This is a genomic window from Flavobacterium anhuiense (assembly GCF_004151235.1).
Lineage (GTDB): Bacteria > Bacteroidota > Bacteroidia > Flavobacteriales > Flavobacteriaceae > Flavobacterium > Flavobacterium anhuiense_A.
Genome location: NZ_JUIV01000034.1, coordinates 1 through 24,140, shown reverse-complemented (window position 1 = coordinate 24,140; position 24,140 = coordinate 1). Strand labels below are relative to the sequence as shown.

Sequence of the window (24,140 nt, the reverse complement as noted above, 5' to 3'; positions counted from 1 at the left end):
GTTAGTTAGTTAGTTAGTTAGTTAGTTAGTTAGTTAGTTACTGCTGGGACTGAGTTCTTATTTTTTAACTGTGATGTGGCTAATTGGCTTTGCTATTCCTGTAAAGACATGAGCCCGAAACAAACGGGCTCATTATTATCAGATCTGATTAATTCTAAAGTTTTGTGTGAAGTCTCTTAAACCCACGCTTCCTTGCAATTTTATGCGAGACTTTGTCCTATAGGCAGTCGGGTGCTGAGTACAACCCTGTTCCAAAGATTTATCGTAATTACGGCAGTTATGATATCTGCAATCTGGGTTTCGCTGAAAAAATGCACGGCGTTTGAATAGGTTTGATCTGATAATCCCTGTTGATGGATCAAGGTTATTTCTTCCGTTATCGCCAGCACTGCTTTTTCTTCTTCTGTAAAAATATTCCCAGCTTCCCTCCAGGCGCTCAGGAGAAAAATGCGCTGGTTTGTTTCGCCGTTTTTTACCGCGTCCTGAGTGTGGATATTGATGCAGTATGCGCAGCCGTTGATCTGCGAGGCGCGGATCTTTATCAGTTCTTTGGCTGTCTTGGAGATGGAAATCCTTGAAAGATAGCTTTCCAGGCCGATCATCGCTTTCAGCGCATCCGGGGCAGCCTGCTTGATGTTTAGTCGTTTTTGCATTGTATTATTCTTTTAAAATTGTTCTATGCAAAATTGGATAATAAGAAAATGAAAAAACTTAAACTGGTTTAAGAAAGAGACCTCTTGCGGATCTCGCTCAGATATTCGGGGGTGAATCCCAGATAGGATGCGATCAGGTACTGGGGTACGCGCTGAATGAATTCAGGGTGGTTGCGGACTGCCTGAAAATAGAATTCTTCCTTGGAGAACGAGAAAAGGAATTTGATGCGTTTCTGGGCCGCTGCATAAGCCCGCTGGTAGACAAAGCGGAAATAGCGCTCCATTGCCGGAAACTCCTCCAGCAGCTTCTGCTGCTTCTCGGGAGTGATATAAAGCAGGGTGGATTTTTCCACTGCCTGAATGTAAAATTCTGTCGGCAATAGGTTCTCGTAGGCATAGTTATCGGTAAGCCACCAGGTTTCTATGGCAAATTCAGTGGTCTGCTGGGTGCCTTTCTCGTTGATGTAAAATTTTCTGAGCAGGCCCTCCAAAACAAAATAATGGTGCCGGCAGATCTGTCCCTCTTCCAGCAGGTTTTCTTTTTTGGCCGCTTGCTTGATTTCAAAGAATTTTATGATCTGTTCAAAGTCGTCCTCCGGGACCTGGGCGAACTTGGCTATATGGTTTTTAAATATATCGGACATCTGAGTTAATCGGCTTCTAGGTTTTGACTCTTTGGCCTGCCTATACAATCCGAATAACACCGGTGTATCCTTGTTTGCAGGCCAGGCGCAGCCGGTAGGCTTTTAAAGCAAATATAGCAATAATATTTCAACTCTATTCTCCCTGCAGATCCGATGTCTGACTGGGCTGGGTTTTCCTTGCCAGCAGGTAGAAATCCCTGAGATGCCGCCATGCGGAGCACATTTCAAGCGGGCCGTTGAAAGTCCTTATCCACGTATAGCAGCTTTTTAAAAAAAGCTGGGAATCTTTGCCCAAGGCTTCCAGTCCACCTGTAAATGAGGAGTCGTATTGTCAAAATATCATTTGATTTCTTCGGGATTCCGGGGCAGGAGGATTTTCGCTGCTAATTTTAGGGAGGCTAAATTCCTTGAATAATACCTGCTGATTTATCAAACTATGAGAATAAGACTTCCACTTGGAAAGAAGTCTTGGGGTCACGCCAAGTTCAATAGCCTTTTCCTTGACATTTTTTCTTTCGTAGCTTAGCAGAACGCTATTCTCTTTAAAGTCAGAGTTAAGGTTCCTAATTATTTTTGCATGATGGGAATATAATGTTAAATATTGAAAATGATCGTGCTATGAATGGTTTTTCTAAAATTAGCACTTTTTTTTATATTTATGCTCCAGCTACTAACTTGAATGTTCTTTTGAAAACTTGATTATTAAACGAAATTATATAATATTACTTCACTTGGCAGCAGCCCTTTTTTTTATATTGCATTGCAATCCCATTTCTTTCATATATCTCTTTACCGTTGAAATCGAAATCTGAAAGCCGTCATTTTGAAGCATCGCAGCAATTCTAAGGGCGCCGTAACGCTGTTGCGAGTTAAAAAATGCCTCCTTTATCTTCTGTTGTCTAATTGCTTTTAGCTTCTGCGTCTTTGTAGGAATATTTCTTTTCCATTTGTGGTAGAAAGATCTGTTAACATCTAATACGTTGCACATTAGCCTAATGCTGTACTTTTTTTCGTTTTTTTGGATAAAGTTCAAAAGTCCGGCCGCTTCCTCATTTAAGTATCGGCCAGCGGCTTTTAGAATCTGGAATTTTTCCTCTATATGCTTTATTTTTTTTTCTAGCTCTTGAATTTTCCCATTCTCGAGACGAAGCCTCGAAAAGTATTCTGCCTTGAAATTGTCGTTTCCCCATTTCTCATGCTTCTGGCGCCAATCGGTCAGCAGGCCTCTATGTAGGCCAAATTCTTTCTCCAGCTTTATGATGCTTTTGTTTCCGTAACTCATGAGGACTAGCTTTTCTTTAAAATCAGGGTCGTATTTTCGTCTCATTACATTTCTAAGTGCGAATTATAAATGGTTTGGTTTTCTGCTTCGAACTGTTCAATGGTCTTATACTTGAGATAGGAATGGATCCTTTTTCTATTATACCATGTTTCTATAAAATCATATATTTCTTTCCTCATGTGTCTTTGGCTGATCAGTTTGATTTTCTGATGAACCAATTCGTTTTTTAAGGTGCTGAAAAAACTCTCGCATACCGCATTATCATTGGAATCCCATTTTCGGCTCATACTTCGGATGCAGCCGAATGAATCAAGAATGTCACTGAAAACTTTGCAGGCATACTGCACTCCTCTGTCAGAGTGGAATATCATTCCTTCTAAAACCTTGCGGTTCTTTGCTGCCATCTTCCATGAGGGTAGAATGGTATTTTCCGCAGACATGCTGACGCTTAGATTCCAGCCTATTATTTTTCTGTCAAATAGATCCATTATTACAGTAAGATACATAAAGCGTTTTTTTGTTTTTATATACGTTATGTCTGAAACCCATACTTTTGAGGGAGCGCCCACAGTAAAATTTCTGTTTAAGACATTTGTGGCGATGTAATGGTTATGGAAGGAATCGGTGGTTGCCACAAATTTTCTTTTAGGAATCCTTTTCAGCTTCAGCTGTCGCATGTAGAAATCTACCTTGGATTGTTTCAGATTGCATCCAAGCTGATTTAATTCGGATGTGATTTGTCTGCTCCCGCAGCGTTTGTTTGAGTTAAGGAATATTTTAGTGATATTTTTTTTTAAAGCAATGATATGGCGCTTCTTCTCAGAGAGGCCGTTCTTTTTCCATATATTGTATCTTTTTTTACCCACATCCAGCACCTGGCACATCTGCATCAGGTCATATTTTTTATGGCTGTTTTTTATGAACTGGTAGATTTCCTCATTCCCGTTGTAGAGATGCGGAGTGGCATTTTGCAATATTTCGTATCTCAGTTCGGCTTTTTTTAATTTTTGTTCAAGTTCATATATGGTCTTTTGTTCAGGATGCACCCTTATTTGGCCTTTTCCGCAAAAGCTTCCATCGCCGAATTGTCTATGCTCCCTACGCCATCTCTGGATAAAATGCATTTCTATTCCCAATTCTTCGGCAGATTCTTTAGTGCTGTTCTTCTGATAGCTTAGCTTAATGGCAATTCTTTTGAAATCAGGGCTAAATACTCTTCGTTTTTCTGCCATAATACTCTTTTTTTAATATTATTAAGAGGAAATTTAAAAAAAAATATTCTATTATAGCAGGAAGCGCTATAAAGTAATATGCTTATTCCTTTAAAAGATAAGATAGTTACAGGCATTCCTAGTCACTCCTTTTGGATCCTTCCCTATGAGCCGTCAGCAGCTTGATAAAAGGTTTTTAAAATGAGAGCCCTTCGGTTTCTCGTCAAACAGCTTCTGTATTTTCAGTATATGGTGACTTGCTAAAACTAATTATACATCTGTTTTTTGCTTAAAAAGTTTTAGCGTAGAGTTGGAAATTATGGGTTTGGACTAATAATTAGTCGTAGTATCCTTAATGCTGATATAATATTATAATAAGGATCTGTAGATTTAAGGCTTTTTAATTGAAACGCAAAGGCCTAATTCCCTCATGTACCTCGCCGTGGTTGAGCTTGAGATCTTGTAGCCTCTTTTTTGAAGTTCAGCGGCTATTCTCATATAACCGTATCTTTTTTTATTTTCATTAAAAAGAGCCGTTATGATCTGCTGTAATTCTATTTTTCTTTTTTTTCTTTCGTGGATATAATGGCGGTTTTTCCATCTGCTGTAGGAACGCTGGTCTACGCTAAGAATTTTGCAAATTTGTTTTGCAGAACACTTTTTTTCAAATCTCTCAATGAAATGGTATATGGAGATTAGTCCCATAGAAAGATAAGGAACTGCATTTGATATAATTGAAGAATGAAGCTCTGCTTTCTCAATTCTTTTTTTGAGCAGATAAATTTTGTTGTCTTCGGGACTTAGTCTTAGGTTTCCACAACCTGGAAAACTTCCTTTGCCATATTTATAAAAATCCTGGCGCCATCGGTTCAGGAGTGTTTTTGTTATATTGAGTTCTTGCTCAATTTTTTCAATAGTACTTCCCTCATGACTCAATAATACAGCCATTTCTTTGAAATCACGGTCATAAATTCTCTGACTCTTTTTCATATTAGATAAAAGTTTTGTCCGGTATGAAAATTAATAAATTTTATGGTTTATGCATCGCATTGAATTCTTCGATAGTCAGATAATTAAGGGCGGAATGTATTCTTATTTTGTTGTACCAATTTTCTATGTAATCAATAATCAATATTTTAAGATCTTTCTTAGGCAATAATTTGTTTTGATATATCAATTCTCTTTTAAGTGTATTGAAGAAACTCTCGGCAGGGGCATTGTCTAGTGAGTTTTCCCTGCGACTCATACTGCGGATGATGCCTTTGTATGATTGCAGTCTGTTGGTAAAAGCTCTGCAGGCGTACTGTACGCCACGATCAGAGTGAAATATTAACCCTTCTGAAACTGAGCGATTCGCAACGGCCATGTCCCAGGCAGCAATTGTGGTTTTTAGGGCAGACATAGTAGTGCTAAGACTCCATCCTATTATTTTCCGGTCGTACAAATCCATAATGATCGTAAGGTATAAAAACCTTTTATCGGTTTGTATATAAGTAATGTCTGAAACCCAGACCATTGACTCAGATGTACTATTAAACTTTTGGTTTAGAAGATTTGGTGATGTATAGTGATTGTGTTTGGAATCAGTTGTGATTTTGAATTTCCTTTTTGCTTTTGGACGCAATCGCATCTCTTTCATGTATAACCCTACCTGGGTGTAAGATATTTTTGTGCCGTTATTGGTGAGTTCTTTAGCGATTTTAGTGCATCCATAAAATCCATGGGAGCTTTTAAATGTCTCTGCTATCTTTTCTTTTAGTAAAGTTATACGCTTCTTAGTATTTGAAATTGGCTGGGCTTTCCAAATACGATAACTGCTTTCGCATACTTGCAACACCCGGCACATTCTATGAATGGTATATTTTCTTTCATTTTCTTTTATGAACTCAAATACGGCAAGTGAACCTTTACGAAAGTAGGGAACGCAGCTCTTTAAGATTTCACAATTAAGTTCTGAATCAAGACATTTTTTTTCCAGTTCCATTATTTGTTGGCGAGGCTGGTCTATTCGACTTCGGCCATATCCGCAGAAACATCCCGAGCCAAATTTTTCATAGATTTTGCGCCAGCTGTGAAGACGTCCATTTGGAATATTGAGTTCTCTTTCCATTTTTGAAATATTAGTGCTCCGATAACTTTGCTGGACCACTTCCTCCTTAAATTCAGGACTAAAAAAAAGGTTCTTTGATGTTCGTCTTTTTTTGGATTGCTTAGCAATAACGAGACTCTCCATTTTTACTTTAGGTTTACCTTTACCGAGGAAACAATAGTTTCCCAATAGTTCGTACTCCCTGCGCCATTTATGTAATAAGCCTTGAGGTATATTGAGTTCTCTTTCAGTTTTGCTGTTATTGTTTCGGGTGTAACTCAAAAGTACTGCCTTTTCTTTAAATTCGGGATTAAAATAACGATGTGATGTTCCCATAGAGATTTGGTTTATTATTCTAATAAAACGTTTAGTGCATATCTACTGGGGGCATCTTAAGCAATTTACAACTTTTAATTGTAATTGTTTGTGAAACAATATGTTAATTATGTTTCGCCAAATTTTAAAAAAAATCCAAATAGCAATACTAGAATAAAATACTATCATGTTAAATTATGATGACTATTCAAAGTTGTAAGATTATTTCGTATATATTTGTACTAACTACTATGTTAAATGTTCTCTTGAAAAACTAGCTATTTTACCAAATGATCGGACAGATAACAAATGATGTTTTTGTAAGACTTTATTTTGTAAAATTTGTACCTTATTTGTACCTCGACATTGCTTGCCTACGATAAAATAAGGAATGTTAATTTCTGCATCGGCAAATAGAAGGAGTAAAGAAACGCAAAATAAAAATAAGTAAAGGGCTATGATGTTATGGACATTTTAGCCCTTTTTTCAATCATTTCTTTAGAGTAATTGAATGTTACTTTATACTTGTATGGTATTGAACTTGTTAAACTTAAAGTTAGGATTTTTACAACCATTTTGCAATAATTTGTTTAAAAAAATAAAACAATCGGTTGTGTTACAGTGAATTTTTTTGCTAATATTGATGTCTTTGCACAATAAAAAAAAATTAATGAAAAGAGCTGGAGTTTTGCAGCATAGGGCATTTCCTAGCGGATCGTTCAAACATTAGTGGCAATAAAATCAAATCATATAAAATTAAATCATGAAAAAATTAGGTCTCTTGCTAATGATAGGGATGATTCCTGTGATTGCCTTTAGTCAAAGTGCAACTAAAGTATGGGAATCGGATTCTTTGTTTCTTAAACCAGAATCGGCGCTTTATGATTCTTCGAAAAAGATTGTGTATATCTCCAATATAAATGGGGAATACTTAGCCAAGTACGGAAATGGATTTATTTCTAAAATTAAAACAAATGGACAAATAGAAGTTCTAAAATGGATTGATGGACTGGACAATCCGCAAGGAATGGCTTTATTTAAAAATAAACTGTTTGTGGCTGATATTAATAAAGTTCTGCAAATAAATACCAATACGTCTAAAATAGAAAAGGTATATAAAGTGGATTCTGCAAAATTTTTCAACGATGTTACATCAGATGCCAAGGGAGACATTTACATATCGGATTGTTTTGATAATAAAATCTATAAAATATCTGATGGAGAAATAAAGGTATGGCTTGAATCTGATTTTCTTTCTATGCCAAATGGATTATTATGCAGAAAAGATGAAGTTTTAATACTGAATATGAAAAGCAGAACTGCTTTTGCGGTTAATAAATCGACTGGCAAGGCTTATGAAATTTTTAATAGAATTGATAATTTGGACGGTATTGCCAGTGATGGTGGTAACGGATTACTAGTGTCTGGAGCATGGCAGGGACAAGTGTTTCATATCGATTCAAAAGGAAATAAAAAACTCATCATTGATTTAGGAAAAGAAAAGATTGCTGCGGCAGATATTGAATATATCGCAGAGAAAAAGCTATTGATAGTGCCGACTTTAAATAAGACTGTACTGGGATATCATTTAGAGTAAAATTATTCTTATCGCAAGCTGTATTTGACACAGCAGTGAAAATGCAACATCTATGGCATTAACTGCCTCAAATGTGGCATTCTGTTTTTTCATATAAAGTTACTTTTAGTCCTTAATAGAAACTAAATAATAACTAAAAAACATTTCATGAAAAAATTAAGTCAGGTTGCCTTAATGCTCACATGTGCTGTTGGATTTTCTTCTTGTTTTGAAAATTCAGGCACAGAGAAAAAACAGGATGGGATAAATGCAAACACGAAGACTAATAAAACCGCAGAATCAGATTGGATAAAACAATTCGAAGACACTTTTGACACAGATATTTCGCTTTCAAAATGGACAAAAGTGCAGCGTACCGACTATAATTCTAAATATTGCGATTACAAAAGCTCTGTGCCTTCAGTGCAATCTAGAGACGGAAAAGGATGCATGGAAATTAAAACAGCCAAGCTCAGCGCAACTAAATACCAGTCAGGACTTGTGAAGTCGCTTTATGAGTACACGCCTGAAAATAATACCGAATACAGATTGTCTGCCACGATAAAACTGCTGGCAATGGATGGAGCCAATTATAAGTCATTTGCGCAAACATATGGCGCATGGCCGGCCTTCTGGACAGTTCAGGAAAATGGATGGCCTACACATGGCGAAATTGATATTATGGAAGGCTATTCTTTTGCTCCAAATGCTTCCCGATTTGCCTCTAATCTTTTTTACGGGACAGCTGTAGGGGCAAATCAATTGGGAAATCTGGCAGAAAGGCAATATCCTGGAAGTTTTAATATTGATGGAAACAATGGATGGCATTTATATGAATGTTTTATAAGAATGAAAGATAATGCGATAACCATAACAATAAAAATTGATGACACTATTGTTGCAACTTATGCAAACAGTGGCGTATCAAAATTGAATTTGAATAATTTCAAAAAGCATAATATTGTTTTAAATATGAATGTCGGGTCAAATGACTCTAGTTTTATAAATCCTGATAAAATAAATTTGTTTACAACTGCAATCATCTGGGTAGATCAAGTTTCGGTCTATAAAAGAGCGCTATAATAACTCTGCCGTTTTTCATATTGCTGCTAATAAAAAACACCACTCATAACGGAGTGGTGTTTTTTTTTTGGCAGATGGCTGCCGATCTAATTCAAATTTATTTTGCTTTAATCTAAACCTTCTAAAAATCCGCTGTGTGAGCTTTTAACTGCAAAATTAGAATCGTACAATAAAGGCCAGTCATTGCCTGGGTGATTCAGTTCAGTGCTGAACGGAATCCATGATTCATTATCTCTCATTCCCCAAATTGTCAAAGCGTATTTGTTTGCTGCTGGAAGAGCATTATAGAGTTGCACCATCTCTTTATATTTTGCTTTTTGAGCCAATCTTCTTTCATTTGTAAAAGTCGAAATATCATTAAACTGGTTTACCTGTATATCCAATTCTGAAACATGAATTTTTAAGCCTTTTGCTACTGCTTTGTTAAGATCTGCTTCTATTTGTGCTTTAGTTGGACTTAAATAGGTATTGTGCATCTGAAAACCAACACCGTCAATTACTTTAGCTGTTTTTAAATCATCCAGTAAACCAAAAACTTTATCTTGTTTTGCTGTATTAGTTGAGGTAGCGTAATCATTATAGAATAATAATAAAGAAGCATCACCAGCAGCAACAGCGGCATTTCTTGCCCATTGAAAACAGTCTTTAACATAATTTGGTCCCATTCGCTGCAAGAAAATAGTATTTCTCATGGCACCACTGTCATCTACAGCTTCATTAACCACATCCCAAGATTTAACTTTGCCTGCATAATGTGTCACTACATCTGTAATGTATTTTTTTACTTCTGCAGCAAATTCGGCATTTGTGCCAGAAAAATCTTTAAGCCATTGTGGTACTGCATTATGCCAAACTAGAGCATGACCGTGTACGTTAATGTTATTGGCATTTCCATAGGCTACAATTTTATCGGCTACAGTCCAGTTGTAAACGCCGCTTGCAGTCGAGATCTGATCCATTTTCATTTCATATTCGGCAGAAATGCTGCTGAATTCATTTTTCAGAATAACATCATAAGGACTTCCGTTTGTCAATTGTGAAGCCTTTATCGCCATACCAACAAAAAACGGATTGGCTAGTTTATTTACTTTTACCTTTAAAAATGTAGGATCTTCAGGAATACCGCTTGAGCCTGTCGTAACAACACTAATTACATTTGAATAATCTGAAATATGAGTTTCGTTTTTAGCTCTCACTCTGTAATAATATTGCGTTCCTCCAGTTAAACCTACTACGACTTCGTTTAAGTCAGTTACAGTTTTTGCATTATAATTTGGCAGAATAGAGGTGAAATTTTCGTCGGTAGAAACATCTAAAAGATAACTTTTAGAATAGGAAACATAATTCCACTTTGCTTTAAAACCATGATCATTTACATCTTTTGGAGCATTGGCAACTGGCGTTTCTAGAGTTTCAACAGTTTCGTTATCGTCTTTCGAGCATGCATTTAAAAAAAAGACGAGGCCGGCCAGCATTAATAAAAATTTACTTTTCATACTGTTTGTATTATGGACATTCTTTTTGAAAAGAATATTCTTGTTTATGATTATTTTTTCGATTTAATATAAGAGGCTGTTTTTAGGCCACAGCCTCTTTAAATTAAATTTCAGATTATTGGTAACGTATTTTTATATTATCAAATTTAATAGCGCTAGGGTTAGGGGTATCTCCCTGAGCAATTCCAACTTTAATTTCGTTGATTTTAGATGGATTTAAATTTGCAGCTGTATTAGATCCAAAACCATAGTTGTCTTTAAAATCAGCAATTGATATAGTTTTTGTAGTCCAGTTTACATCCGTAATTTTAAAATTATAGCCATAATTTACTCCGTCGATAGTATTTAATTGGATTGCAAATTGGGCACCCATAACATTTGCACTTACGTCAATATCAATATAAGCTTTTGCTGCATCTGTATTAGAAGCGCTTAGGAAACTAGCTCCTCCGCCGCCACTGCTTCCGTTATAGCCATTGGCAGTTGAACCTGCCCAAACTAATGTTGTGTAATTTCCAGTAGGACCTCCAGCTGTACTGGTGTTGAAACTTTCTACGTCTCCATAAGATGTCCAATCTTTTCTAGCACCATTTCCGTCAAAATCAGATACTAGAATAATTGTTGCAAAATCAATTGTCTTTTTTGCTGTTCCTCCAGGTGTAGTAATGGCAAGTTCTGATCCAGAAGCTGCATTTGCAGGCAAACCGATGATGATAGAAGATGACGATTTTACCGTATAGCTTACCTCTTTTCCTGCCAAGGTAATAGAGGAAATATTATAAAACCAAGTTCCTTCGATTTCTAACGGAAATCCTGGAGTTGCAACAGCAGGAGTTGTTTTGGTAATTGTAGGTACAGGCTGTAGAATCTCAATGTTTTTAGTAACAGAACCATTTGCAGTTGTAAAAGTAATAGGCTGCACACCAAATCTGCTTCCTAGTTTTTCATCAAAAGGAATAGTGAAAATAAACGATTTGTCTGAATTGTAATTAGGATTAAAAGCAATATTAATAGTATTATCGAGTGTAATCTTTTTTAATCCCGTTAAACCTTCTCCTTCAACTCTTACTTTATTGTTTGGAAAGGCCTGATTTAGTAAATCTCCCGGTTCGGCAACCATTGCATCTATGTTTGCGCTAGTTGCATCATCATTCTGGCAGGCTGTAAAAGAAGCCAGCACAAAAAGTAGTAGAATGCTATATTTTATTGTATTGATCATAGTTTAGTTATTAAAGTTAAAAGGAACCGGAGCTTCTAATAATGATGGATTGGTATCTATGGCAGACTGAGGCAATGGAAGTTCAAAATAATTGCTGCCAGGCGTTATTTTTCTTGAAACCAATTCTGTTCTGGCATCATCAGAATAAAAACCTACTTCCTGCTGCGAGATAATCGCAGTTGCTTCAGCCAGACCGCGGCGTTTTAAATCGAAGAAATATTGTCCTTCCAAAGCAAATTCAATTCTTCTTTCATTAAAAAGCTCATCTCTTGTAAGTACTGTTTTAATTGGCAATCCTGCTCTTTTTCTTACTTCGTTAAAAGAACTTAAAGCGGCTGCTGAAGTAGTGGAAGGTGCTCCAGCCATAATTGCCTCAGAATTCATCAATAAAATATCGGAATATCTTAAAATAATCGTGTTTTGAGAAGTTCTCATAAAGAATACATCGTTTCTTTCTGCAGCAGATCCTACTATATATTTTCTGAAATTTGCAGCAGTTGAAGAATATATTTTTTTGTATGTAAAACCGCCTTGACTTTTTAATAATTCAGGGTAAAAATCGCCATCAGTCATAATGGTGCTCTTTTTTCTGATATCTTTTGGCTCAAATCCATTTTGCAGAGAAATAGAAGGAAGGTAAACTCCCCATCCGTCACCGCCGCCTGTAATTCCTGTGCCTCCTGGAACAATATACGCCTGATTGGTGTTTTGCGTTCCCCATTCTGTAGCAATAGCTTTCCATTGAAGCGCAAACATGCTCTCTGCACTATTATTATTTTCCGGACTGCTGAACAGATTTCCGTATTCTTGAATTAAAGTATACTGATTTCCGATAATTTTCTGGGTTAAAGCAGCACATTCAGCATATTCATTTAAAGTCAGATGCACTTTGGCTAAAATTCCCATTGCGGCATATTTAGTCACGTAACCTTTCTTTAATCCTTTTTCCGGTAAATTTTCTGCCGCGTATTCTAAATCCTGCTTGATGAATTTGTAAACATCTTCAACAAGATTTCTTTTTGGCTGTGCTGCAGAACCCGCTTTATTGATGATAGGCACGGCTCCGAAAGTTCTAACCAAATAGAAATAGGCATTGGCCCTCATAAATCTTGATATGGCAATTGCATTTTTATAAGAAGCCTCAGGAAGTTCGTTTTTTCTGGCTTCAACCAGACTCATTAAATTATTAGACTGGTCGATAACCGAAAACAAGGCCACGTATCCTTCTGTAAGAATCGGATTTTGAGATGTTACCTGAGCATCTTTAAACTGCGCATAAGCACCGTCAAATGTAAAGGCGTTTCCGGCATACATATCTCCTACAGCAATAAGGAATTTATCGTTAAAAGCAAACCAAGGCTTAAAGTACAAGCTCTCGGCGATTCCGTCAAAAGCGGTAACGCCTTCAGGCAGATCGCTTGGCGTTAATTGATTTTCAGATGGTGCATTCAAAAACTCATCTGAACAGGAAAATAAAGACAGCAATGGTATAAGCATTCCCATCAAAAAAAGTTTAAAAAGTTTTTTCATAACTATTTTTTTTATATTAATGACTATGAATCATTAAGTTAAATGTGTTTTTATAAAGCTTAGAATTCTAAATTTACCCCTATAGAAGTTATTCTTGGCACAGGATAACGCCCTAAGTCTATACCGCTCAGTGTTATATTCTGGTCTAGGTTTCCAAGAGCTGGATCAAATCCGGTATATTTTGTAAACGTGTACAAGTTTTGAACGTTTGCATACAATCTTACTTTAGATATAATAGAATTGTCGAAAATCTTATTTGGCAGATCGTAGCTTAAAGAAACATTCTGGATTCTTAAATAAGAACCGTCTTCAACAAATCTGTTCGAAATTCTTCCGTTGCCATTCGGATCATTAAGCGTAATTCTAGGAACATCTGTATTTTCATTCACTCCAGGTTCAAAAGCTTGCATTGCCTGTGTGCTTACGTTTCCAAATCGGTCTCCAAAACCAGGATAAATGCCATCAATATAATGACGCGTAAAGTTGTAGATCTTATTGCCTTGGCTTCCTGTTAAAGAAACCGAAAAATTGAAGTTTTTGTATCTAAGGTTATTAGTAATAGCGTAGGTAAAATCAGGAATGGGATCTCCTATGGCTGTCTGGTCTTTACTGTCTATTTTTCCGTCACCATTAAGATCTTTAAATCGAATGTCTCCCACGCCTGTTCCTGCTTCTTGAATTGGCCCAACTGCCAGTTCTGCGGCATTTTTAAACAAGCCATCTGTTACATAGCCATAAAATTGTCCTACTGGCTGTCCTTCGGTAGTTCTGGTAACATTGTATAAATCAAACTGCACTTTTCCCAACAATGATTTGCCCTGACCTTGAAAACGAGTCAATTCATTATTGTATTTTGAAAAAATGATCGTTGTATCCCAGTTAAAATTTTCTGTAACGATATTTCTTGTATTTAAAGTAAGCTCAATCCCTTTGGTTACAATTTCACCTGTATTCAAATAATAATTAAGTGCACTTTGATTGGATTCATCGTTGATTTGTTTGGTCAAGAAATCTGAAGAATTTTTAATGTAATAATCAAAATCTAATTTTACTCTGTTGTTAAGCATTGCCAGTTCAAAACCAGTATTGAAAGATTTAAGAGATTCCCATTTTATGTCTGGATTTCCTAAATTATCGATCGTTGGCGAAACCCCACCAAATGGCGATGCTAGTAGCGATAAAATAGTTTGGTATCTATTTGCCGGAATGTTTTGATTTCCTACAAGACCGTATCCAGCTTTTAATTTCAGATAATTGATGCTTTTTGACAAAGGCTCAAAGAATTTTTCGTTGCTAACTGTCCATCCTCCTGAAAATGAAGGGAAATATCCCCATTTGTGGTTTGGTCCAAAGTTAGACGAAGCATCTGCTCTTAAGGAAGCAGAAAAAGAGTATCGGTCAGAAAAACTGTAATTTAATCTTGAAATATAAGAGGTCATAGACCAGCGTCCTGAACCGTTTCCGTTTAATGCAGTGGCAATATCACCGATATTAAGGTTGGTGAAATCTTTATTTAGGAAATCGCCTGTTCTGTAACCGCTTAAATATTCATAATAGCTTTCCTGTGCTTCCTGGCCTAGTAAAAAAGTAAAATTATGTTTCTCGTTTAGCGTTTTGTTATATGTCAAATAGTTTTTGATATTCCAGTAATAGCTCTGATCTTGCTGTTTGAACGATTTATTTAAAAGTTCAGTTACGTTTCCTAAAGTATATTTAGGCACAAAAGTGCTGTTTTTTGAGAAATTCAAATCGTATCCTAATTCTGATCGGAAAACCAATCCTTTTAAAATAGTAAAATCAGCAAATAGATTTCCATTGATTTTGAATCTTTCTGTAGTGGCATTATTGTATTCAGATAAGGCAATTGGGTTAGTGGCTTCATTTGCCGATGATCCCAAACCGGATGTTGGTCCCGCATAAGAACCATCTGCAGCTCTAACCGGCAATTCTGGAGACTGTCTTAAGGCATTCATAACCAATCCTCCTCTGTCATCATTTCTTACCACTTGCTGAGATGATTTGCTTATTGAGAGGTTGTTGCCAATTTTAAGCCAAGATTTTACATTGGAATCTACATTTAGACGCATTGCCAATCTGTTGAAATCTGAATTTAAGACAATACCCTCCTGATCAAAATAATTTAAAGAAGTATAAAAGCGTGTTCCATCTTTTTCGCCAGAGAAAGAAAGCTGGTGATTGTACATGGTTGCCGTTCTAAAAAGTTCATCCTGCCAGTTTGTGCCATTTCCAAGCAGATTAGGCTTTTGATATTGATACGGAACAGGCTCACCATTTAACTTGTAGATTTTTGCCTGATAAGCGGCATATTGAGGCAGGTTTAAAACATCAACCGTATTGTTTATCTGCTGAGTTCCTAAATAGGTTTCGTATGTAAATTTAGATTTTCCCTTTTTTCCTTTTTTAGTAGTAATCAAAACCACTCCATTTGCACCGCTTGATCCATATATCGCTGTTGCAGAAGCGTCTTTTAAGATATCGATTGTTTCTATATCTGAAATATTCAATCCAGACAAAGCAGAATTTTTAGTCTGTCCGTTTCCTCCGCCTAGAGCGCTAAACGAAAAGGAATCATTGTTCTTGTCTGCAAAAACAGGTGTTCCGTCGATCACATATAAAGGCTCATTCCCGTTAATAGAGGTAATTCCTCGAATCTGAACCGAGATTCCCCCACCTGGAGTACCGGAGTTCTGCGTAACATTCACACCTGCGGCTTTACCCACAAGAGCCTGATCAATGGAAATAAAAGGCTTATCCTGAATTTCAGAAGCTTTAATAGAAGATACTGCACCATTTATGTCTTTTCTTTTTGATGTCCCGTATCCGATAACCACCACTTCGTTTAGTTTTTCGAGGTCGCTCACCATCACCACCTGCATATTCGGTTTGGCTTCAAGGATTAAATTTTTGTATCCTATATAAGTGAAAAGCAGCATTGCTTTTGGTTCAATATTATTCAATACGAATGTACCGTCAAAATCCGTGACTGTTCCATTTTTGGTTCCCTGTACTATTACACTAACGCCTGGAAGACTGTTTCCTCCCGATGTTACTTTACCTTTAATAGTTTGAGCGAAGAAAAAATTTCCCCACAAGCATACTATTAAGCACAATAGTCTTTTCAATGTTTTTTTCTGCATAAAGTTTGGTTGTTTAGTTTAAATTGAAATAATTAGTAATTCGTTAAGTTTTAAGAAAACATTTTAAAAATTGGATCTTTTGCCAGATAATTATTAGAGGTTTGGACAGCAGAACTTTTTCTTAAATATTTCTTAACGAAAGTAGATTCTAGAGGTGTTGCATTGTAGAACAGATGATGCATATTCTGCAACAGATGATGCAAAAAAAACGTCTAAACCCCTATAATGGGTAAAATAGCACCCTAAAGGCATTATTACCTGTGCTGAGATTTTGCTAATTTTTTCACCTAAAAAATATTGTTTGTTTAAAATATTAAGGGTTTAATTTTTATATACTGATTTTCAGCTGAAAATTAAAAGCTTAGATTTTGAAAAAAATCACTGACAAAAAAAGAGCTTCGGTTTAAACCGAAGCTCTCTGCCATTTGATGTTTAATTATGGATATTTTGCTATTCTTTCGTTCTTTTTTCCTGAGTGGGCAAATGGCCATATTTGATTTTATAGCATTTGGCAAAATAGGAGGGAGAAGTAAAACCAACTTTGAAGCTTATTTCGTTGATATTATTATTGCCTTGTTCAATCAGCTGTTTTGCTTTTTCTAATCGTACATTTCGGATAAATTCATTGACCGAAACACCCGTTAAGGTTTTTATTTTTCGATAGAGCTGGCTTCTGCTTAAAAAGATTTTAGAAGAAAGGAGTTCGACAGTTAATTCAGGTTCGCTGATGTTCTCATTAATGAAATGTAGAATTTTCTGAATGAAATCATTATCAAGCGAAGTTGTTTTTTCTTTTCCTTGTTTAGTGATGCCACTGTAAAATTTTTTAAACATAATCTGTCTGCTAGTGATAAGCTGCGCCAGACTCGATTTTAGAATATCCAGTTCAAATGGTTTGCTTAAATACATGTCAGCGCCAGAATCGATGCCTTCCAGTCGGTCTTTCACCATTGCTTTGGCAGAAAGCATCAATAAAGGAATATGGCTTGTTTTTAAATCGCCTTTTATTTTTTTGCACAATTCAAGTCCGTCCATGACTGGCATAATGACATCGGTTATGATTAAATCAGGCAATTTCTGTACAGCAAGATCGTAACCTTTTTGGCCGTTTTCTGCTGTAATTACTTTGTATGACTTGCTAAGTTCCTCTTTTAAATAGTTTCTCAGTTCTGTATTGTCTTCTACAATTAAAATGGTATATGCTTTTTGAGTTTCTGTCTCAGAATTATATTCTATTTCATTTTGAACAGGTTCAGATAAAAGTTCGTTTTTGTGCTCTATTTTATATTTCTGATCAATAATCTCACTTCCTTTATATAGCGAGCTGTCTAGCGGAAAAGTTATTTTAAAGCTTGTGCCTTGCCCAACTTGGCTTTCAACTTCAATTTTTCCTTTATGAAGTTCGACAAATTCCTTTACAACCTCCAGGCCAATTCCTGTGCTTCCGTAATATTCCTTATTGAGATTATTGACTTGGTAAAAACGGTCAAAAATTTTGTTTAAATCTTTTTTTCGTATTCCCGAACCTGTATCGGCAATGGTTATTGAAAATGATGGCACTTTATTTCCGTCGATAATCAATTCATTTTCGGTCTCTGATGTGTTTATGGAAATATGAATCGAACCATTATCAGGCGTAAATTTAAATGCATTCGAAATAATATTAAACAGTATTTTTTCCAGCATTTTGGGATCCAGCCAATCTTCGAGCTCGTCTACAGGCGATTCAAAATTAACAGCAATGTTTCGAGCAGAAGCTTCTTCATAAAAGTAGCCTATAACCGCTTCGGTAAACGATACGACTTCAACTTTCTTGGCTTGAAGCGAAATTTTATTAAACTCCAATTTATTGAAATCCATAAGCTCATTAATCAGTCTGGAGAGCCTGTCGGAGCTTTTGTGCACTATTTTTAGTTTGTTGTATATCTCTGGAGATATTTTTTTACTTTTTAAAATATCTTCTAGTGGGTTGATAATCAGTGTTAAAGGAGTTCTGAATTCATGTGAGATATTGGTGAAAAACTGCAGTTTTTTATTGTTTAATTTCTCCAATTGAATGTTCTTTTCCTTTTCCAGAATGATAGCCTGTTTCGCTTTGAAACGGTTTTGATAGATCTTGTTAAGATACAGGATCAGGAAAATTAAAATAGAAGAATAGATTAAATAAGCCCAAATGGTTTTCCACCATGGAGGAAGCACTTTTATTTTCAGTTCTAATTGATTGCCGCTCCAAGTGCCGTCTGCGTTGGCAGATTTTACTTTAAAGGTATAATTTCCCGGAGCCAGATTGGTATAGGTTGCTGTTCTGTTATTTCCTACATAGTTCCAGTCTTTTTCAAAACCTTCGAGATAATAGGCGTATTGGTTTTTCTTAGAATAATTATAATTGATTCCCACATATTCGATTGTAAAAACAGATTGCGTGTAATTAAGTGTAATTTCTTTAGTCTGTGAAATTACTTTGGTTAATGGCGAGCCTTCTTCATTTGGCTTTACTGATTTATTGAATAATTTAAAATCACTGAAATAAAGGCGTGGGGCTTTTTCAGCTTTTTTAATTTCGTTTGGATTAAAATAATTTACTCCTTCATAACCTCCAAAATAAAGTTCTCCGTTCCCGTCTTTATAAACAGCATTGTTGTTAAAATCGTTATCAATAAGACCATCATCTTTATTAAAGTTGGTGCTTTTTCGGTTTTTAAGATCAAGTTTTGTAAGCCCAGATCCGCCGCTTAGCCATAAAGCGCCATTATTGTCTGAAATTATAGCACGAATTGATTTTTCGTCAAATCCAGGAAAATCATCATAATTGGAGAATGTCTTGTTTTTTTTATTGTAGCTAAACAGCCCTTGAGTATCTGTTCCTATCCAAATTGTTTTATCATTAGATTCATAAATAGATAAAATAATCTGAATGCTATTGTTTTTATTAATGCCGCCAAACATGGCATCGCGCATTTTTGTGACCTTAAAGCCAGACTCGTCCTTTATATTGATCTGATATAATCCTAAGATAGTGCCGACCCACAAAACATTATCAGAATCCACAAAAACTTTACGGATAAAAGCATTATCTAAACCGTTTTTGACAAATGGCTCAGTATCACAATGCACAAATGTGTTGCTCTTATTATCAAAGTAATGCAGTCCTTTTATAAAAGTTCCGATCCAGATTCTGCCTTTTGAATCTTCTGAAAAACTAAAAATTCGGTTCGATTTTAATCCAGGTGTATTTGCTGTATTATAGTTTATAAATCTGGAAGTTCCGTTTTTTAGAAAGTAGATCCCTCGGTCCCAGCTTCCTAGCCAGATGTTTTGCCTGCTGTCTATAAAAATGACTTGAATATCGACAGCATCTAAACCAGAGTAGTAACTTTGATTTGTTTTATTTACATGAATAAAGCTTTTATTGGCAAGGTTATATATGTCAAGTCCGCCTCCTTCGTTACTGATAAGCAGGTTTCCTTTTTTGTCTTTTGCAACCGAAGTGACATAACTTGTCTGCAGAGAATTTTCATTGTTAGCAAGCGATTCAAGAGAATTGAATTTATTATTTGGTTTGTCAAAAACGCCAAGTCCCTTATTGAAATATCCTAGCCACAATCTTTTTTCTCTGTCCTCGTACAAGGACCAAACCGAATTGGATTTTAAGCTGGCGCTATTGTACTTGCTGTGCAGGTATTTTTTTAGCACTTCTCCCTTATAATTCACAACCAACAATCCGTCATTTTCGGTGCCGCAGACAATGTAGCCCAAACTGCTTTGCACGATTGATAGGATTTTATTTTTGGTAATAGCATAGTTTTCAAACTGATAATTATCTGTTTCAGGCTTAATTTTTATCAGTCCGTTTTCGGTTGTGCCCATCCATAGGTATCCAAATTTATCTATAACAAGACTTTCAATGTCGTTAGTTAGAGGTTCTCGTTTAAATTTGTCTTTATAAACCTGTTTGGCTTTTCCATTGGTGTCAATTTCTAAAAGTCCGTAACTGGTTCCTAAATAAATAATTCCCTGTTTGTTTTTAACCGAGGATTTTATCAGAAAATTGGGCTTGTCCAGCACTTTTGAATGCACCAGAGAAGCTTTTAGAGTTTTTATGTTAAGTTTGAATAATCCAAAACCGTAAGCGCCTAAGTATAGATTGCCATTATTGTCTTCAATAATTGTTTTTATCGTAATAGGCTGCGTGTATCCCTGTGTTATGGCATCTTCAATATTGATTCGGGTAAAGTTGTCCAAATCTCTGTTATATAAGCATAAACCCTGATCGGTGCCCACCCAAAGATTATTTTTGGAATCGATAAACGTCGAATAAATAAAGTTGCTGTTTACCGAGCCGGGTTTGTTATCGTATTTATATCCGAAATAATTTACGCCATCGTATCTATACAGACCAGCACCGCTTGTACCAATCCATATAAAATCATTTTTATCCTGAATGATAGAAGAAACAGCTCGTTTTGAAGCAGTTTCTTGTATGCTCCTAAACTGGTAGCTGTCAAATTTGCCTTGCGAAAATAGCGGGTTTGCAATGCTTAAAAAGAATAAAAGGATATAAGTTGTCTTTTTCATGTAGATGTAACAGTATGCATTATCCGGTTTGTTTAAGTGGATTTTTCAGGATATGGGTAACAATATTAATAAAACTAATTTGAACACTTATTTTTTTTTTTATTCAAATCTGTCTTATTGCCAAAATCCTGAGTACGATTATGAACCTTATTAAGGAATTATCGTACTCAGGATATAAAAAAATAAAAGATATTCGATTCTTGTTAAGACAGAATAATCCTTTTGGGCTTTATTTTTGTGATTTTATTTTAGCTCAAATTTACCGTTAAGTCCATTATTAGAATTCCAGCCCACCATAATATTAAATTGGCCAGATTCAACTAAAAATTTACCGTTGTTGTCGTAGAATCCAAGTTCATTATTTGTCAATGTGAATTGAACTGTTTTGGTTTCTCCCTTTTTTAATTCGACAAGCTCAAAACCTTTTAATTCTTTTACAGGTCTTGCAATGCTTGCAACAGGATCATTTATATAGAGCTGGACGATTTCTTTCCCATCAAAATTACCTGTATTGGTCACATCAACAGAAACTTCTATTTTTTCTCCTTTTTGGAAAGAAGCTTTTGAAATCTTCAGGTTTTTATAGTCAAAAGAAGTATAGCTTAATCCGTAACCGAATGGGTATAAAGGAGTTTTTTCGACATCAGAATAGTGCGACCAGAAAACATTATTGTCTTTGTCTGTAGGTCTTCCCGTATTGTACAGATTGTAATAGATAGGGCATTGGCCTACGTTTCTTGGAAAAGACATTGGCAGCTTGCCACTCGGATTATAATCTCCGTACAAAACCTGCGCAATCGCATTTCCAGATTGTGTTCCTAGTTGCCAAGCTTCAACAATAGCAGGAATATGTTCTGCCGCCCAAGGTATAGACAACGGACGTCCGTTGTTTAATACCAGAATAATATTTGGATTTGCTTTATAAATTTCCTCCAATAATTGCTGCTGATTGCCTGGCAGTCCTAATTCTGTTCTGCTGCGCGCTTCACCGCTTTGAAAACCTATCTCGCCCAGCACCATTACAACAATTTCAGCCTCTTTAGCCGCTTTTTTAGCCGCTTCAAATCCAGAAAAATCAGTGGCATTGACTTTTACTTCGTCTAAAAAGGATTGCTTGTTTGTAGCAACATCAGTCCCTTTTTCATAAACTAATGCGCTGTTTTTATATTGCTGCATTCCTTCCAGAACCGATACCGCAGTATTATCATCTGCGGCGATTCTCCAGCTGCCCAGAGGACTGTTTTTATCATTGGCCAAAGCGCCGATTAAAGCAATTTTAGCGCCTGACTTTTTTAAAGGCAGAAGATTTTTATCGTTTTTTAATAACACAATCGATTTTTTGGCCATATCCAGAACATCGTCGTTGTTTGCTTTACTGCCTATATTTGATTTTTCGCGAGTTTCATCACAATATTTATAAGGATTATCAAAAAGACCCAATTCAAATTTCACTCGAAGGATTCTGCGCACGGCATCATCAATTACGCTTTCTTTTACCGATCCATTTTTTACCAGTTTAGCCAGTTCTGTAACATATATATTCGATTCCATATCCATATCAGAACCTGCGAGAGCCGCTTTTTTAGCCGCATCCGCACCATCTGCTGCGTAGCCGTGAGTAATCATTTCGGCTATTGAAGCCCAATCAGAAACCACGAATCCTTTAAATCCCCATGCGCCTTTTAGAATATCTCTCTGTAAAAATGAATTTCCAGTCGCTGGAATTCCGTTTAAGGTATTAAATGAATTCATAAAAGTGCGGATTCCTGCGTCACTTGCCGCTTTAAAAGGAGGTAGCACCGTATTGTATAGTTTAGAATTGCTCATATCTACGCTGTTGTAATCTCGGCCTGCTTCTACAAAACCATAACCGGCAAAATGTTTTGCACAGGCGATGATTTTAGTATGGTCAAAACGCTCGCCTTGAAAACCTTTAACTCTTGCTATCGCAATTTTACTTCCCAAATAAGGATCTTCGCCAGCGCCTTCCATAACTCTTCCCCATCTTGCATCATTTGAGATATCTACATTAGGTGCAAAAGTCCAATTTAATCCAGATGCAGAAGCTTCCAAAGCAGCTACGCTAGCCGAATTTTTAATGGCTTCCAAATCCCAGCTGGCAGCTTCCGCCAACGGAATAGGGCTTAAAGTTTTGTAGCCGTGGATGACATCAAAACCAAAAAGAAGCGGAATTCCAAGACGGGTTTCTTCAATAGCCATTTTTTGCAAAGTTCTGACTTGGTTAACACCTCTAACGGTAAGAACAGAGCCTACCAATCCTTTCTTTATGTTATTGTATTTTTCTTCATTAGAGCCCGATTCTGGTTTAGGTCCGGTAACATCCCATGAACCGTTATACTGATTCATTTGTCCGATTTTTTCTTCCAATGTCATTTCTTTCATTAAAAGAGAAATTCTTTCTTCAATAGGTTTGGTTGGGTCAAGATATTTTTTTGTCTGGCCGTAACTGGTTCCATAAACAATAAGCAGTAAAAATGCATATCGTTTAAATTGCTTTTTCATCATTGTGGTTTTAATTTTATTGTTGAGGTTTTTATAATAAGATTTGTTGCTTTTGTACAATGTAAATTCTTGCGAAGAAAATGCACAAAAAATAAAAGATGTAAATGTACTTTTAGGAAAGAAGTCTAAATAATAAATTTGAAGCATTATGTGCGACAAATGATGTATTTTCAGCCTTTGCGATAAGCAAAAACAAAAAATAAGCGGCATTAGAAGGCATGAGTGTTTTCTAAACTGCGCTTTTTATAAAATATCAGTGTAATGATAAAAAAGGAACCGAAATAGGCATAAAACAAAAGGCAGTGTAAATCTACACTGCCTTTTGTTATGCTCTTAGACTGAATAATTTAATGCACAAGGGAATTAATGCGCAGGAAATGATAAGAAATATAATGACCCTGATATAATTGAGCGTCTGCCAAAGGGAAGTTCGTTTTGCAAGATCCTTTGCAAGTGAAGGATTTTCTGCTATTTTTTGAAAATCAATGATATTTGGTGCAAAATAGGAGAGTGTCCATGCTCTAACTGCAAAATGTGCAGCAAATAGAACTAAAAGCCAGTTTCGTACGGGGTCAATTTTCCAGCAGAAAATAATGGCAAGGATAAAGGCGATTTCATGCAGAGAATGAAATATAATCCAGAAAAATTTCAGGCTAGCGCCTTTTCCATCAAGTAAAAGCTTAAAATTTTCAGGTGCCGATTCGGTCCATTTAGGCACAAAAACCAGAGTTTCGAAAATCTGTGCGCCATTCATTAAAAAGTAGATAAGGGTGGTAATGCAGAGCC

General features: G+C 36.0%; 16 protein-coding genes. 2 read left to right on the top strand and 14 right to left on the bottom strand.

Annotated features, from left to right (window positions below; translation table 11 throughout):
- Positions 1-200 precede the first annotated feature (200 nt).
- The 7 genes from NU08_RS21975 to NU08_RS21945 form a co-directional block, all read right to left on the bottom strand.
- Positions 201-653 (bottom strand): carboxymuconolactone decarboxylase family protein, encoded by a 453-nt coding sequence (locus NU08_RS21975; protein WP_008469317.1) that lies wholly within the window; start codon positions 651-653, stop codon positions 201-203.
- 68 nt (positions 654-721) lie between these two features.
- On the bottom strand, positions 722-1,297 hold the full coding sequence (locus NU08_RS21970; RefSeq protein ID WP_008469316.1) for a Crp/Fnr family transcriptional regulator: 576 nt from the start codon (positions 1,295-1,297) through the stop codon (positions 722-724).
- A 133-nt stretch (positions 1,298-1,430) separates the two neighbouring features.
- The gene (locus tag NU08_RS22600; RefSeq protein ID WP_410501071.1) at positions 1,431-1,592 is read right to left on the bottom strand and encodes a DUF6965 family protein; all 162 of its coding nucleotides are present in this window, start codon (positions 1,590-1,592) and stop codon (positions 1,431-1,433) included.
- Positions 1,593-2,024: 432 nt separating this feature from the next.
- A complete protein-coding gene (locus NU08_RS21960) occupies positions 2,025-2,624 on the bottom strand; it encodes an IS3 family transposase (RefSeq protein ID WP_008469314.1) in 600 nt (199 codons plus the stop codon).
- Positions 2,624-3,811, bottom strand: coding sequence for an IS3 family transposase (locus tag NU08_RS21955; RefSeq protein ID WP_129749171.1), 1,188 nt, complete (start codon positions 3,809-3,811; stop codon positions 2,624-2,626). The genes NU08_RS21960 and NU08_RS21955 overlap by 1 nt, the downstream gene beginning before the upstream one ends.
- Before the next feature lie 369 nt (positions 3,812-4,180).
- Positions 4,181-4,780 (bottom strand): IS3 family transposase, encoded by a 600-nt coding sequence (locus NU08_RS21950; RefSeq protein ID WP_008469311.1) that lies wholly within the window; start codon positions 4,778-4,780, stop codon positions 4,181-4,183.
- A gap of 40 nt (positions 4,781-4,820) precedes the next feature.
- Positions 4,821-6,215, bottom strand: coding sequence for an IS3 family transposase (locus NU08_RS21945; protein WP_129749170.1), 1,395 nt, complete (start codon positions 6,213-6,215; stop codon positions 4,821-4,823).
- Between the two features lie 742 nt (positions 6,216-6,957).
- Between NU08_RS21945 and NU08_RS21940 the strand changes: the two genes are divergently transcribed.
- Together NU08_RS21940 and NU08_RS21935 are read left to right on the top strand one after the other, a co-directional pair.
- Complete coding sequence (locus NU08_RS21940) at positions 6,958-7,791, top strand: SMP-30/gluconolactonase/LRE family protein (protein WP_129749169.1); 834 nt, start codon at positions 6,958-6,960, stop codon at positions 7,789-7,791.
- A gap of 147 nt (positions 7,792-7,938) precedes the next feature.
- Positions 7,939-8,853: a family 16 glycosylhydrolase gene (locus tag NU08_RS21935; protein ID WP_129749168.1), complete on the top strand. Its 915-nt coding sequence runs from the start codon at positions 7,939-7,941 to the stop codon at positions 8,851-8,853.
- A gap of 107 nt (positions 8,854-8,960) precedes the next feature.
- On the opposite strand, the gene NU08_RS21930 is transcribed toward NU08_RS21935, so the two are convergent.
- The 7 genes from NU08_RS21930 to NU08_RS21900 all read right to left on the bottom strand — a co-directional run.
- A complete protein-coding gene (locus NU08_RS21930; RefSeq protein WP_129749167.1) occupies positions 8,961-10,349 on the bottom strand; it encodes an endo-1,4-beta-xylanase in 1,389 nt (462 codons plus the stop codon).
- A 115-nt stretch (positions 10,350-10,464) separates the two neighbouring features.
- The gene (locus tag NU08_RS21925) at positions 10,465-11,568 is read right to left on the bottom strand and encodes a CIA30 family protein (RefSeq protein ID WP_129749166.1); all 1,104 of its coding nucleotides are present in this window, start codon (positions 11,566-11,568) and stop codon (positions 10,465-10,467) included.
- Positions 11,569-11,571: 3 nt separating this feature from the next.
- Positions 11,572-13,098: a RagB/SusD family nutrient uptake outer membrane protein gene (locus NU08_RS21920; RefSeq protein WP_091134995.1), complete on the bottom strand. Its 1,527-nt coding sequence runs from the start codon at positions 13,096-13,098 to the stop codon at positions 11,572-11,574.
- Between the two features lie 59 nt (positions 13,099-13,157).
- Positions 13,158-16,256 (bottom strand): SusC/RagA family TonB-linked outer membrane protein, encoded by a 3,099-nt coding sequence (locus NU08_RS21915; protein WP_129749165.1) that lies wholly within the window; start codon positions 16,254-16,256, stop codon positions 13,158-13,160.
- Between the two features lie 450 nt (positions 16,257-16,706).
- Positions 16,707-20,831: a two-component regulator propeller domain-containing protein gene (locus NU08_RS21910; RefSeq protein ID WP_129749164.1), complete on the bottom strand. Its 4,125-nt coding sequence runs from the start codon at positions 20,829-20,831 to the stop codon at positions 16,707-16,709.
- 243 nt (positions 20,832-21,074) lie between these two features.
- A complete protein-coding gene (bglX, locus tag NU08_RS21905) occupies positions 21,075-23,354 on the bottom strand; it encodes a beta-glucosidase BglX (protein ID WP_129749163.1) in 2,280 nt (759 codons plus the stop codon).
- 325 nt (positions 23,355-23,679) lie between these two features.
- Positions 23,680-24,140: transposase (locus NU08_RS21900; protein WP_129749162.1), on the bottom strand; the 461-nt coding region annotated here is incomplete at its 5' end.

What these genes read in the sequence shown, in the direction of transcription:
- NU08_RS21955 (WP_129749171.1), bottom strand. Translation starts at nt 3,811, where the DNA reads ATGGCAGAAAAACGAAGAGTATTTAGCCCTGATTTCAAAAGAATTGCC.
- NU08_RS21940 (WP_129749169.1), top strand. Translation starts at nt 6,958, where the DNA reads ATGAAAAAATTAGGTCTCTTGCTAATGATAGGGATGATTCCTGTGATT.
- bglX (WP_129749163.1), bottom strand. Translation starts at nt 23,354, where the DNA reads ATGAAAAAGCAATTTAAACGATATGCATTTTTACTGCTTATTGTTTAT.
- NU08_RS21950 (WP_008469311.1), bottom strand. Translation starts at nt 4,780, where the DNA reads ATGAAAAAGAGTCAGAGAATTTATGACCGTGATTTCAAAGAAATGGCT.
- NU08_RS21930 (WP_129749167.1), bottom strand. Translation starts at nt 10,349, where the DNA reads ATGAAAAGTAAATTTTTATTAATGCTGGCCGGCCTCGTCTTTTTTTTA.
- NU08_RS21910 (WP_129749164.1), bottom strand. Translation starts at nt 20,831, where the DNA reads ATGAAAAAGACAACTTATATCCTTTTATTCTTTTTAAGCATTGCAAAC.
- NU08_RS21935 (WP_129749168.1), top strand. Translation starts at nt 7,939, where the DNA reads ATGAAAAAATTAAGTCAGGTTGCCTTAATGCTCACATGTGCTGTTGGA.
- NU08_RS21960 (WP_008469314.1), bottom strand. Translation starts at nt 2,624, where the DNA reads ATGAGACGAAAATACGACCCTGATTTTAAAGAAAAGCTAGTCCTCATG.
- NU08_RS21970 (WP_008469316.1), bottom strand. Translation starts at nt 1,297, where the DNA reads ATGTCCGATATATTTAAAAACCATATAGCCAAGTTCGCCCAGGTCCCG.
- NU08_RS21915 (WP_129749165.1), bottom strand. Translation starts at nt 16,256, where the DNA reads ATGCAGAAAAAAACATTGAAAAGACTATTGTGCTTAATAGTATGCTTG.
- NU08_RS21925 (WP_129749166.1), bottom strand. Translation starts at nt 11,568, where the DNA reads ATGATCAATACAATAAAATATAGCATTCTACTACTTTTTGTGCTGGCT.
- NU08_RS21920 (WP_091134995.1), bottom strand. Translation starts at nt 13,098, where the DNA reads ATGAAAAAACTTTTTAAACTTTTTTTGATGGGAATGCTTATACCATTG.
- NU08_RS21945 (WP_129749170.1), bottom strand. Translation starts at nt 6,215, where the DNA reads ATGGGAACATCACATCGTTATTTTAATCCCGAATTTAAAGAAAAGGCA.
- NU08_RS21975 (WP_008469317.1), bottom strand. Translation starts at nt 653, where the DNA reads ATGCAAAAACGACTAAACATCAAGCAGGCTGCCCCGGATGCGCTGAAA.